Source organism: Bacillus sp. BACIII (genome assembly GCF_057836745.1).
Genome location: NZ_CM174437.1, coordinates 538,361 through 550,358, shown reverse-complemented (window position 1 = coordinate 550,358; position 11,998 = coordinate 538,361). Strand labels below are relative to the sequence as shown.

Below are 11,998 nucleotides of genomic sequence, written 5' to 3'. Positions count from 1 at the left end.
ATTAATTTGCCGTAAGCTTTTTATAAATAGCAGATCCGAGCCATCTTGCACAAAGGTTAAATAAGAGCACTGAAATCACCAGCACTGCCGAGCCGCCGTTTGCTATTGCTTCTGCATCGGGAATAATCCCCTGGGTATTGACACTCCATATATGAACCGCCAGCGTCTCAGCCGGCCTGAAAATATTTAAAGGAGATGCTTCAGAAAACGGGTTTAAATCGGTAAAATTCAGCCGCGGCGTTGTCAGCCCCGCTGTAAATAACAATGCCGCCGCTTCTCCGAACACTCTTCCTGATGCCAAAATGGCTCCGGTTAAAATTGAAGGAATCGCGCTCGGAATCAGCACCGTTTTGACAGTATGCCATCTCGATACGCCTAAAGCGAGAGAAGCTTCTTTCAGTTCTTTAGGAACTGCAGTGAGCGCGCCTTCTGTCACCCGGACCATTACGGGAAGGTTAAAGACTGTTAAGGCGAGTGCGCCCCCGATAATCGTGTATCCCCACCCCGTCAGGTTCACAAACATCAGCATGCCGAACATCCCGATGACAATCGACGGAAGCGACGACAGAACTTCAATACATGTTCTGATAAAATCAGTGATTTTATTTTGCGGCGCATATTCAGCCATAAAGACGCCGCCCCCCACACCAAGCGGTATCGTAATCAGCATGGTGATGAACAGAATGTAAAAGGAGTTAAAAAGCTGATCCCGTATCCCGCCGCCTGACGCGATAGCACTTGATTTTGACGTAAGAAAATGCAATGTGATTTCTGAGACGCCGTGAATCAGAATATACAAAAACAATCCTGCCAAAATCGCCGCAATCACAGCGGCGCATAAACCGAATACACCGGTGGCCAATTTATCCGTTATTTTCCGGTTCATTATACTTTCCTCCTAGATGACAAGTAGCGTATGAGCAGTATAAACAGAAACGACATGATAAGAAGAACAAGCCCCATCGACCACAGCGTGTTATTTTCGATACTTCCGTATGTGGTATGGCCCATGTTTAACGTGATAATCGTCGTTAATGTCCCCGCCGTATCAAGCAGGCTTTCCGGGAGAAGCTTTGTATTTCCGATAACCATCTGTACGGCGAGAGCTTCTCCGAACGCTCTTGCCATTCCAAGCACGACAGCGGTCAGCAATGTCGGAAACGCCGCCGGGATAAGCACCTTCCTGATTGTCTGCCATCTCGTCGCACCGAGCGCATATGAACCGTCACGAAGGTGTTTCGGTAATGACGCAAGCGCATCAGCGGAAATCGACGTAATGGTCGGCAGAATCATCACCGAAAGTACGATCGTTCCGGCCAGAAGACTGTGACCCGTTCCGCTTGATTTAAAAGATCCGATAAACGGAACCAATACTGTAAGACCTATGAATCCATAAACGACGGACGGAATGCCGACAAGCAGCTCAATTACCGGCTGCAGCACCTTTTTTCCCCAAGTCGGCGCAATTTCCGTCATAAACACGGCACCCGCAATCCCGAGGGGCGCCGCGATCAGAGCGGAAAGAACCGTGACCGCGAATGATCCGAAAATAAAAGGCAGCGCGCCGAACTCAGGTTTTGCCTGGGTTGGATTCCAATTCAGACTTGTTAAGAACTCAATCGGGCTTACACCATTTACAAAAAAAGATTGCAGCCCCTTTATGCCGAGAAAGATGGTGATTGCCGCTGATGCCCCAATGATAATCGCCGCACATACAGACACAATCACTCTTCCGCGGACTTCATCCATTTGCCTGTTTTGTTTTGAGCTTATTAAGCGTTCGCTTACAGACTCTTTTTCTCTGTGATTTATCATTTGTTTACACTCCTATAAAGAAGAAGGACGGGGAGCCCGCCCTCCCCTCAGCTTTGCTTGCCTTTTGCGTCACGTGTGACTTTCATATCAGAGATCGGAATGTAGCCCTGATCTTTCACGATACTTTTCTGCACTTCATCGCTGTTCAAATAGTCAAGAAATGTTTTGGTCAGGCCAGATGCTTCACCTTTCGTATAAGAGTGCTCGTAAGCCCAAATCGGATATTCGCCTGTGACGACATTTTTCTCTTCAGGTTTGATGCCGCCGATTGATAAAGGCGTTACTTTGTCATCGTTTATATAAGAGAAAGCCAGATAACCGATTGCTCCCGGTGTTTCTGCAATGATTTTTTTGACTGTATTGGAGGAATCCTCTGTGATGCCCTCTGCCGGCTCCGCTCCGTCAAGCGCGTATTTGACGAACGTAGCGCGTGTGCCTGATGAATCAGGACGGTTGACGAGTGTAATCTTTTGATCTTTGCCGCCAAGCTCTTTCCAGTTTTTGATTTTGCCTGTAAAAACGTCTGCCAGCTGTTTTTTGGTTATATCCTTTACGCCCGCACCCGGGTTGACCGCAGCCGCCATCGCAACTACCGCTACACGGTGATCATTCAGGGCTTTCGCATCAATGCCTTCCTTTTCTTCAGCAAAGACGTCTGAGTTGCCGATTTGCACTGCGCCTTCAGACACTTGCGAAAGACCTGTTCCTGAACCTCCCGCTTGCACCTGCACATCAGCATCCGGATGTTTTTCCATAAACTTTTCCGCCGCTGCCAGTACTAACGGCTGCATGGCTGATGAACCAGAAATGGTTAAAGAACCTGATGCTTTTTTATCCTCACTTGCAGATTGGCCGTCCGTCTTGCCGCTTTCCTTTGCATTTCCGCATGCTGCAGCGATGATCATAACAGCAGCCATCAGAAGCATAAGCATCCATTTGTTTTTTTTCATTTCCTGAATTCCCCCTGCGTTTAATGTGTAATTTGTCCTACACGTATAGAGTAAAGGGTTCGTGTAAAATGCGTATAAATCGAATGTTAAGGTTTTGTAAATCCGGATGTTTTTTTGTATAAAAAAAACGCCCACAGACTGTGAGCGTTTCATCTATCAGTTATTTGTATTGCCGTTAGCAGCGTCTTCCTGAATTTTATCTTCGTTTTTCTGCTTCGTATTATTATCTTCTTGTTTCTTTTTCAGCTCGAAGTATTTGTCCAGAGCTGCTCTTCCTATATCATTCGTAATCGAATATCGATCGCTGTAATCAATATAGGCCCAAGGAACGACTACAGAAATAGCCACTTCCGGATTATCAGCAGGTGCATAAGCGACAAGAGTCGTATTATACGTTCCTTCACCCGTCTCTGATTTGTCCGGACCGTCATAGAAAGATTGCGCCGTACCCGTTTTACCGGCAGGACTGTATTTTGCCGTTGCAAAATCAGTTGCGGCTGTTCCTTTTGTCATGACACGTCTGAAACCTGCCTGCACTTCTTTAATGTCAGCATTATTCATATCAATCTTGTTCAGTACTTGAGGCTGAACAGACTCTACAACGGCTCCGATTCCTCTTTTTGAATCAGGCTGTCTGACCTCTTTTACAAGCTGAGGTTTCAAACGATAGCCTCCATTGGCGATTGTTGATACATACTGTGCCATTTGCAGCGGTGTGAACGTATCATACTGTCCGATGGCAAAGTCTAACAGAAGACCGGAAATCCGCTGTGTCCCTTGATACCCAGTCGCTTCATTCGGGAGATCAATTCCCGTCTTCACTCCGAGACCGAACTGACTGAAGTAGTATCTGAAAGTATCAAATGCCTTCATATCAAGCGGCAGAGACTGGCCTTTTTTATATTCCCCTTTACCGACGGCGATCGCCGTTTTAAACATGAACACGTTTGATGATTCCTGAAGCGCTTTTTGGATATCAACAGGACCTAAATTCGTCCATGATTTTTTCGGGTTTTTACTACCTTTGAAATACAAAGGCTCATCCTGAAAAACGGTGTTCAAATTAATCGCGCCCGTCTGGAGTCCCGTCAATACCGTTGCTCCTTTGACCGCCGATCCCATTGCATAGGAGGACGTCATTGCGCCAAGGGCGTAATCATTAATTTTGTACTTTCCATGGTCATTCGTAATCTGTTTGCCGGCCATCGTCAGCACTTCGCCGTTTTTCGGGTTCATCATGACGACAAAGGCCCGATCAAGAAGCTTCGTGCTCGGTCTCGCTTTGGCCGATCTTAAATTTTTCTCAATGATTTTTTCAACGGACTTCTGCAGGTCCATATCAATGGATAACACAAGGTCTTTGCCGGCCTGTCCTTTTGAAATCACTTTGCTGCCCGTGACATTTCCGGATGAGTCGGTTAAGTTCTGCACTTTCTCTTTTTGCCCCTGCAGCAGGCTTTCATATTGATATTCTAAATAGCTTTTTCCGACCCTGTCATTCCGGCTGTATCCGAGTGACAGATAGTGATCCAGCAGGTTGGACGGAAGACCTTCGTTCGAACTGGATACACTGCCGAGCAATGTCCGGATCAGACTTTTGTAAGGATAAGACCGTTCCCAGTCAGACGTCACGTCAACCCCCGGCAGCTCATCTAAATGTTCGCTGACGACGGCCATTTCTTTTGCTGACACTCCTTCATTTTTGATGTATTGAGGCGTCAGTGAGTAGCCTGAATCCATCTGCCTTTTGATCGCAAGGATCTGCATATCTTTTGAAGTGAGTTCATTCAGCTGTTTGTCCGTAATGCGTTTCAGCTGGAGCTGGTATAAATCATCATCAGACAATTTTTTGTCTTCAGCTTTTTGCTTTTCTTTGGCCGTAATCAGTTTTTTCGCTTCATCAGGCCTCGTTAACATCCAATAGTCTTTTTTATCCCGTTCAGTCACCTTTTTGGTGCTTACTTTAATCATACCCGACAGTTTTTTTGCGATTTTTAAACGCTGTGCCTGGGTGGTTGAGGCTGAACGTGTATATGTAATCGCATTTAATGCTTTATTCGTTACGATGGGATTAAGGTTCCGGTCGTATATTTTCCCTCTCGGAACAGCCGTGCTGACATCAGACTCTTCTTGCTTATTGGCGGCGTTTTTATAGTCATCACCCTGAACGATCTGCTTGATGCCAAGCTCGACGATAATCCACGTGAAAATAAGAAACGCGGCCAAAAACAAAAAATTAAGCCGGATCGGCAATGATTTTTTCTTTTCTTTGCTTACTGCTATTTTCTTTTTATTTCTCCTCATGACATCACCTTTTCTTATTTACAGAAAGAAATGACACCTTTTGTTCAGGTGCCATTTTTCATTCTAAAGGTTTTTTCGATAATTTTCTACAGATAACCCTTTTATCTTTCTCCTTTTATAAAATTCGGTTCACCCGCCTGTTTTTGTCGGTCCTCTTCCACTGTTTCATCAGAAGTTTCCGTATCCAGTTTAACGTCTTTAATAAAGTAATAAATCAGCGGATGACCGGCTCCGAGCAGCACGAGCGCCGCCGGTATTCCCACTTTTTCCTTCAGCAAGGTAACGATCAAAAGGAAGCACAGGATGGAAACGATCCGGCCTGCATTTAAAAACAATTCCCTGAGCACGATGTACTCAATTCTGGCCTTTCTGGCAAGCCGCGCCCGGCCTATTACATCATATGTAAGCGAGACATACGGCACGAGCAGAACAGGATAGCCGATCGCAATAAACACTCCGTATATAAGAAGCGTCGTAAAGCTCATATGAAAAATAATGAGAAACAGGGCGCCGTACACAATCAATCCGCCGATAAGAATCGCCTTTTTACGCGATCTTTTTTTGATGAGCCTTGATGCAAAATAGTAAGCAAAAAAAGAAACAGCGGAATTGACGAGACCGAATGTCCCGAGCGCCAGCTCACTGTTTGTCGCAATGAACACAAATACGCTGATTAAAAAAACAAAAATCCCTTCTCTCAAGCCTTGAAAAAAGTGCGCGTTTGTAATCCGGCGCCAATTCAGATTCGTGTGACGCTCATCATAAACTTTTTTCAGCATAAACCGGCCTTTCGACTCTCTCCGCTTGAGAAAAAAGCTCATGACCACGGCAAGGGCAAATAAGCCGAGCGACAGGCTGAAAATGACTGTATAACCCGTATTGTTTTGAAGTCTTGAGATGACCAACCCGGCCACAATCGGGCCGATCATCCCTGCCGACGAAGATAAAATGCCTAAAAAGCCGTTGAAAAAATCTCTCGTTTCAGGTTCCGTAATTTCGAAAGTCAGCACGTTAAAAGCCAGCCAGTAAAAACCATATCCCACTCCGAGCACGGCACCGATCAAAATGAGGCGGGAAGCCGCATTTTCCCCGGCAAGGAGCACACTTAAATAAAAAGCCGCCAAAAAGATAACACCGAACCTGAGAATAAACACCCTGTCAATTTTTTTAGCCAGCCGACCCGCCAGAAGAAAGGTAATCGGCTGCATCGTCACGACCGATAAATTGTATATGGCCAAATCAATGAATTTTCCTGACTGTTTCCATAAGTACACATTGACAAAAGTATTTGACAGCGCGATGCCTAATGAGTAAAGGCCGCCAATCGTCAATAACAGCAGCAGACCTTTATTTACTTCGATGTCGCCGATAATTTTTTTTATTTTGCTCATCATTGACTCCCCTTTACTACACATTAGTCTGTCTCACTCAAACTGAGATATGTAAAAAGGAATCAAAGTCAATAAAAAAACAAGGCCTCCCTCGGGAGACCTTGTTTGATCAGAACTATTTATTTTGCTTCGCTGTAAAGGCGGGCAACTTCATCCCAATTTACAACATTCCAGAAAGCTGAAATGTAATCAGGACGGCGGTTTTGGTAGTTCAGGTAGTAAGCGTGCTCCCAAACATCAAGACCGAGGACAGGCGTTTTACCTTCTGAAAGCGGTGAATCTTGGTTTGGCGTGCTTGTAATTTCAAGTTTGCCGTTGTTTACAACAAGCCAAGCCCAGCCGGAACCGAAACGGCCGGCAGCCGCTGCAGCGAATTTTTCTTTAAATTGATCGAAGCTTCCGAACGTGCTTTTGATCTCTTCAGCAAGCTCACCAGTCGGTTCGCCTCCGCCGTTTGGAGATAAAAGAGTCCAGAATAAAGAGTGGTTTGCATGTCCGCCGCCATTGTTGCGGACAGCTGTGCGGATATCCTCCGGCACTGCGTTTAAATCAGCGACAAGCTCTTCTACAGATTTCTCTGCAAGAGCTGATCCTTCGATCGCTTTGTTCAGGTTTGTAACGTATGTGTTATGGTGCTTCGTGTGGTGAATCGTCATCGTTTCCTTATCGATATGCGGTTCTAAAGCATCATAAGCGTAAGGCAGTTCTGGAAGTTTGTAAGCCATAATTTTTTTCCTCCTTTAAATATATGTACTGAAATGCCGCTTTTAGCGAACTTTTCTAATCTCAATGTAACAAAAGAAAGCAAGGTAATCAATGAAAAAGCTCACAATCCGGCGATTCCAGCAGACATATTACACTTTATCCGTTCACGGCCGAAATTAAACCTTCTAAAGCACCGTCCATAAGAAGTATCCAATCATAAAGAGCTGAATGACTCCTTTGGCCGCGACGCTTGTTAAAAAGCCGATTAACGAGCCCAGTCCCACTTTTGCCGCAGACTTGATATCCTTTTGATGAACAAATACCTCAGCGCAGACAGCACCGATAAACGGACCTAATATAATGCCTGCCACGGGAATAACAAAGGGCCCGATCAATAATCCGATCGTGCTCCCCCAGATCGCCGCCCTGCTCCCTCCGTACCTTTTGATGCCAAGTAAGTTTGACACATAGTCAGCTGCAAATAAAACGGCCGCAAATACCGCCTCAATGAGCCAGAAGAGGTAAGAATAAGGACTGAAGGAAAACAGAAATCCGTAGAGGAGAAAACCGGCCACGATAAATATAACGCTTGGGATCACCGGATACACAAGACCGATGAAAGCAATGACGAAGACCGCAATAATAATCAGCCAATACAAAACACTCATAACTTAAACAACCTCCTTTGTTTTACGGAGCATTACCGCTTCCGCTTTTTCTTAATATGTATGATTCCTTACCGCCGCTTTAAATACTCTCACTTGTGTTCATCTCCGGTGAACGATACAATAAGCAACATATACCAGTTTAGGCTAGGAAGTGAAGATGTTGAACATATTTACGGCTTTATTGAAAAGTACATACTCTCCGGCAGATATTGCAAAAACACGGTTTCAGGGGATAGGAAAAGCGATCCTTTATGTATTTTTGCTGTCTGTCCTTTTTACGTTGCCGAGCGCTTATTACCTTTGCTCCGGCACCGTAAACTCAATGAACGGTTTCAAAACCGTGTTAGAAAAAGATTTCCCTGATTTCAAAATTTCAAACGGTGAATTGCAGACGAAAGCTTCCGCCTCTAAGGAAACGGAAGCGAACGGGTTTGTTATCGTGTTTGATCCCACTGATGCGTACGGCGCTAAACAAATAGCGGCGAAACAAAACGCGATCGGCATTTTGAAGAATAAAATGGTGCTTGCAGTAGACGGACAGGCGACAGAAATGAATTATTCATTAATGCCTGCTGATATCACTAAAAGTGAAATCATATCAGCTTTAAACCAAAATAAAACGATGATCGTCGCCGTCCTTTCCGTTTTGCTGTTCATTATGACGGCGGCCGGCAAATTCATTGAAGTCTCATTTCTCGCCGTCATCGGGCTGATTATAAAAAATGCGCAAAGAAAGACATTGAATTATCAGCAGCTCTGGAAGCTTTCGGCTTATTCCATTACGCTCTCCACCATATTCTTTACGATTATGCGTGCGCTTGTCATTACGGTTCCGAGCGAATTTTTATTGAATTGGTTTGTAAACTTTATCATCCTTTTCCTCGTCTTAAAAGAGATACCGCCAAGAAAGACTGCTGTGTAACAAAGACCGCCCCCCGCGGTCTTCTTTTTTTGTCATGAACAAAATGGGACAAGCATACAATGAAGTAAACATGTATGCGGGAGGCGGTTGGAATGAAGCGGCTTACTTTTGTATTCGGCAGTTTATTTGTGATATTTATTATCTTTTATGATCTTAAAATCGGCACGATCCCTTCTCAAGGCCTTCCTGCATACGCTGCGGCGGCTCAGCCTGCAAATCAGGAAACATCATACAGAACGGTTACGGTCAAAAAAGGTGATACGGTGATGTCGATCGTCGGCGCACATAAAGCGCCGGATGATATTGTACAAGATTTTGAAGCGCTGAATCCGAATGTGAAAGCAAACGCCATTCAGGCGGGCACCGCTTATAAATTCCCCGTCTACCGTAATTAAACGTTAATTTCTTGTCAGTTCGGCAAATACACTGTTACAATATAATATGTAAATAGAAGTTGCCAGACATGTAAAAGGCTCAGCCTGCAGAAGCGGTAACTACAATTAAGGAGCGATTGACAAGTGAGTGAAATCACACATCGTACAAAAACGCGTCCCGTCAAAGTGGGACCTTTAACAATAGGCGGAAATAATGAAGTCGTCATCCAAAGTATGACGACGACCAAAACACACGACGTAGAAGCAACAGTGGCGGAAATCAACCGTTTAGCTGAAGCCGGCTGCCAAATTGTCCGGGTGGCATGCCCTGACGAACGCGCGGCGAACGCAATTGCCGACATCAAAAAACGAATTTCCATCCCTCTCGTTGTCGATATTCATTTTGATTACAAGCTCGCATTAAAAGCAATTGAGGGCGGCGCCGACAAAATCAGAATCAACCCCGGTAATATCGGCCGCCGTGAAAAAGTGGAAGCGGTCGTAAAAGCGGCTAAAGAAAAAGGAATTCCGATCCGAATCGGCGTAAACGCAGGATCATTGGAAAAACGAATTCTTGAAAAGTACGGCTATCCGACTGCTGACGGCATGGTTGAGAGTGCGCTTCATCATATAAAAATCCTGGAAGACCTTGATTTTCACGACATTATCGTCAGCATGAAAGCGTCTGACGTCAATCTCGCCATAGAAGCATACGAAAAAGCGTCAAAAGCATTTGATTATCCGCTCCACCTCGGGATTACAGAATCAGGCACGCTGTTTGCAGGAACGGTAAAAAGCGCGGCCGGACTCGGAGCGATATTAAGCAAAGGAATCGGAAACACACTCCGGATCTCCCTGAGCGCCGACCCTGTTGAAGAAGTAAAAGTAGCCAGAGAGCTGCTGAAATCATTCGGTCTCGCTTCAAATGCGGCTACGCTTATTTCATGCCCGACATGCGGACGGATCGAAATTGATCTCATCAGCATCGCAAATGAAGTCGAAGAATACATTTCTAAAGTCAAAGCGCCGATTAAAGTAGCCGTTCTCGGATGCGCCGTTAACGGACCGGGCGAAGCAAGAGAAGCCGATATCGGTATTGCCGGCGCCCGCGGCGAAGGACTTCTTTTCCGCAAAGGCCAAATCGTCCGCAAAGTCCCTGAAGAAACAATGGTCGAAGAGCTGAAAAAAGAAATCGACAAACTGGCAGAAGAACACTACGCAAAGCTTGAAGCAGAAAAAGCAAAAGCAGAACAAGACACACAAAAAGCTTGACGGATAATCCGCCAAGCTTTTTTTGCGTGTTAGAAAAACGGTGTAATGAAGATGCCCAGCACAAGGGAAACAATACCGATTCCCATCGCCCAGCCGCCTAGAGCGCCCGCTCCTCTTCTTCTGGCGATATAGCCGACGATAATGCCGCATGCCCCTAATAAAACTGGGAGTACGAACAGGGAGATGATAGAAATAGCCAATGCTGCATACCCTATACCCCGGCCTTCGCTTACTCCGTCCCGGTTATCATCGCGGTCTGCTGCTCGGTCAGAAGCACGATATGGCTCTGAAATTTCGGCCGCTGTCTCTTCTGAATAAACATCACGCGTGATATCCGTTCCTTCCGATCCATGATCCACATAGTAGTCGTTGTCTTTTCGATTTTCGTAATCGTATGCCACCTTCAATTCCCCCTTTTTCTTTTATGAAAGGAGCTTTTTTAGTTTCCGCGTTTTTTACGGAATCATGTTTGCTAAACTTTGCTGGTATTGTCAATTGTTTATGTTACACTTGAAGGGATGAAAATATAGGAGTGTGGACATGTTACGGTTAGGTATAGATATTGACGGCACGGTTACGGCACAGGATACATTTGTCCCTTATTTAAACCGCTCATTTCATCTTTCCATTACTTTGGATGATATGACTGATTATGATCTGACCAAGCTTTTGAACATTACAGCTGAGGAGTTTTGGGAATGGATGAATGTTCATGAAGCAGCCATATATAAAGAAGCAAAGCTCGCGGAATTTGCGAAGCAGGCGCTGGACGGACTGAAAGAAGAGCATCGCCTCATCTACATTACGGCAAGACGCAGCCACTTAGAAGATGTCACGCTGGACTGGTTTGCAAACCGGGACGTTCATTACGATCACATTGAGCTTGTCGGGAGTCATCACAAAGTGGAGGCTGTCAAAAAACACGGCATTGACCTGTTTTTCGAAGATCACCACGGCAACGCGACAATGATCGCAAAAGAAGCAGGCATTCCGGTTATCCTTTTTGATTCCCCTTATAACCAGCTCCCCACCGATTCCAATATTATCAGGGTGCAGAATTGGCTTGAAGCCGTCGCCTGGATCAATAAAAACAAACACAGCCTTCAGCATGTCAGAAGCTGAAAAAACCTCCTGCTTATACAGGAGGTTTTTTATCGGCACGCCGGACAGGTGCCGTAAATTTCAAATTTATGACCGCTGATTTCATACCCTTCCAAATCATCGTGAAGCTTATCCATCGGACAGGACTCAATTTCCTTCGTTTTCCCGCAGGTTAAACAGATAAAATGGTGATGGTGATGGGTATAAGAGCATGTAAATCGGAACAGTTTTTCCCCGGACAGCTCCGTCGTTTCTAAAATACCGAGTTCTTCATATAACGAAAGATTTCTGTATATGGTATCAAAGCTCAAACCCGGATAGTCGTCGTTTAATGCGGCAAGCACGTTTTTGGCCGTCAGATATTTATCAGAATCAGCAAAAAGCTGCAGCATGTCTTCTCGCTTACTCGTATATTTATACCCTTTTTCTTTCAGCAGGTTCAACGCTTCTTGTACGTTCATGAGGACCTCCCCTTTACAACACGGTATCGCTCCAA

13 protein-coding genes are annotated in these 11,998 nt (G+C 45.2%); 4 read left to right on the top strand and 9 right to left on the bottom strand.

From position 1 onward, the window contains the following. Window position 1 precedes the first annotated feature (1 nt). The 7 genes from pstA to ACXN9U_RS02930 form a co-directional block, all read right to left on the bottom strand. On the bottom strand, window positions 2–886 hold the full coding sequence (gene pstA / locus ACXN9U_RS02960) for a phosphate ABC transporter permease PstA (RefSeq protein ID WP_016938946.1): 885 nt from the start codon (window positions 884–886) through the stop codon (window positions 2–4). Next, the gene (gene pstC, locus ACXN9U_RS02955; protein ID WP_489202145.1) at window positions 886–1,815 is read right to left on the bottom strand and encodes a phosphate ABC transporter permease subunit PstC; all 930 of its coding nucleotides are present in this window, start codon (window positions 1,813–1,815) and stop codon (window positions 886–888) included. The genes pstA and pstC overlap by 1 nt, the downstream gene beginning before the upstream one ends. A gap of 47 nt (window positions 1,816–1,862) precedes the next feature. Then, window positions 1,863–2,765 (bottom strand): phosphate ABC transporter substrate-binding protein, encoded by a 903-nt coding sequence (locus ACXN9U_RS02950; RefSeq protein ID WP_060964750.1) that lies wholly within the window; start codon window positions 2,763–2,765, stop codon window positions 1,863–1,865. A 156-nt stretch (window positions 2,766–2,921) separates the two neighbouring features. Next, complete coding sequence (gene pbpA / locus ACXN9U_RS02945) at window positions 2,922–5,069, bottom strand: penicillin-binding protein 2A (RefSeq protein WP_060964749.1); 2,148 nt, start codon at window positions 5,067–5,069, stop codon at window positions 2,922–2,924. A gap of 101 nt (window positions 5,070–5,170) precedes the next feature. Next, the gene (locus tag ACXN9U_RS02940) at window positions 5,171–6,460 is read right to left on the bottom strand and encodes an MFS transporter (RefSeq protein ID WP_060964748.1); all 1,290 of its coding nucleotides are present in this window, start codon (window positions 6,458–6,460) and stop codon (window positions 5,171–5,173) included. A gap of 119 nt (window positions 6,461–6,579) precedes the next feature. Then, window positions 6,580–7,185 carry a superoxide dismutase SodA gene (gene sodA / locus ACXN9U_RS02935; RefSeq protein WP_060964747.1) on the bottom strand — a complete coding sequence of 202 codons (606 nt, stop codon included), beginning with the start codon at window positions 7,183–7,185 and terminating at the stop codon, window positions 6,580–6,582. Between the two features lie 165 nt (window positions 7,186–7,350). After that, entirely contained in the window at window positions 7,351–7,833 is a 483-nt protein-coding gene (locus tag ACXN9U_RS02930) for a DUF456 domain-containing protein (protein ID WP_060964746.1), read from the bottom strand. 157 nt (window positions 7,834–7,990) lie between these two features. On the opposite strand from ACXN9U_RS02930, the gene ACXN9U_RS02925 reads away from it, so the two are divergent. From ACXN9U_RS02925 to ispG, 3 genes are all read left to right on the top strand, one after another. Then, entirely contained in the window at window positions 7,991–8,755 is a 765-nt protein-coding gene (locus ACXN9U_RS02925) for a DUF1189 domain-containing protein (protein WP_060964745.1), read from the top strand. 92 nt (window positions 8,756–8,847) lie between these two features. After that, window positions 8,848–9,150 (top strand): LysM peptidoglycan-binding domain-containing protein, encoded by a 303-nt coding sequence (locus tag ACXN9U_RS02920; RefSeq protein ID WP_016938938.1) that lies wholly within the window; start codon window positions 8,848–8,850, stop codon window positions 9,148–9,150. A 132-nt stretch (window positions 9,151–9,282) separates the two neighbouring features. Beyond that, window positions 9,283–10,401, top strand: coding sequence for a flavodoxin-dependent (E)-4-hydroxy-3-methylbut-2-enyl-diphosphate synthase (gene ispG, locus ACXN9U_RS02915; protein WP_198698973.1), 1,119 nt, complete (start codon window positions 9,283–9,285; stop codon window positions 10,399–10,401). Between the two features lie 29 nt (window positions 10,402–10,430). Here the strand turns inward: ispG and ACXN9U_RS02910 are convergent, their stop codons facing one another. Beyond that, complete coding sequence (locus ACXN9U_RS02910; protein ID WP_101605443.1) at window positions 10,431–10,808, bottom strand: DUF308 domain-containing protein; 378 nt, start codon at window positions 10,806–10,808, stop codon at window positions 10,431–10,433. A gap of 133 nt (window positions 10,809–10,941) precedes the next feature. On the opposite strand from ACXN9U_RS02910, the gene ACXN9U_RS02905 reads away from it, so the two are divergent. Further along, window positions 10,942–11,523, top strand: a complete 582-nt coding sequence (locus ACXN9U_RS02905; protein WP_060964742.1) for a 5' nucleotidase, NT5C type — start codon at window positions 10,942–10,944, stop codon at window positions 11,521–11,523. A 29-nt stretch (window positions 11,524–11,552) separates the two neighbouring features. On the opposite strand, the gene zur is transcribed toward ACXN9U_RS02905, so the two are convergent. Continuing rightward, window positions 11,553–11,963, bottom strand: a complete 411-nt coding sequence (gene zur / locus ACXN9U_RS02900) for a zinc uptake transcriptional repressor Zur (RefSeq protein ID WP_003153018.1) — start codon at window positions 11,961–11,963, stop codon at window positions 11,553–11,555. Between the last annotated feature and the right edge of the window lie 35 nt (window positions 11,964–11,998).

Coding starts and splice junctions, on each gene's coding strand:
- pstA (WP_016938946.1), bottom strand. CDS start 886: ATGAACCGGAAAATAACGGATAAATTGGCCACCGGTGTATTCGGTTTA.
- pstC (WP_489202145.1), bottom strand. CDS start 1,815: ATGATAAATCACAGAGAAAAAGAGTCTGTAAGCGAACGCTTAATAAGC.
- ACXN9U_RS02950 (WP_060964750.1), bottom strand. CDS start 2,765: ATGAAAAAAAACAAATGGATGCTTATGCTTCTGATGGCTGCTGTTATG.
- pbpA (WP_060964749.1), bottom strand. CDS start 5,069: ATGAGGAGAAATAAAAAGAAAATAGCAGTAAGCAAAGAAAAGAAAAAA.
- ACXN9U_RS02940 (WP_060964748.1), bottom strand. CDS start 6,460: ATGAGCAAAATAAAAAAAATTATCGGCGACATCGAAGTAAATAAAGGT.
- sodA (WP_060964747.1), bottom strand. CDS start 7,185: ATGGCTTACAAACTTCCAGAACTGCCTTACGCTTATGATGCTTTAGAA.
- ACXN9U_RS02930 (WP_060964746.1), bottom strand. CDS start 7,833: ATGAGTGTTTTGTATTGGCTGATTATTATTGCGGTCTTCGTCATTGCT.
- ACXN9U_RS02925 (WP_060964745.1), top strand. CDS start 7,991: ATGTTGAACATATTTACGGCTTTATTGAAAAGTACATACTCTCCGGCA.
- ACXN9U_RS02920 (WP_016938938.1), top strand. CDS start 8,848: ATGAAGCGGCTTACTTTTGTATTCGGCAGTTTATTTGTGATATTTATT.
- ACXN9U_RS02905 (WP_060964742.1), top strand. CDS start 10,942: ATGTTACGGTTAGGTATAGATATTGACGGCACGGTTACGGCACAGGAT.
- zur (WP_003153018.1), bottom strand. CDS start 11,963: ATGAACGTACAAGAAGCGTTGAACCTGCTGAAAGAAAAAGGGTATAAA.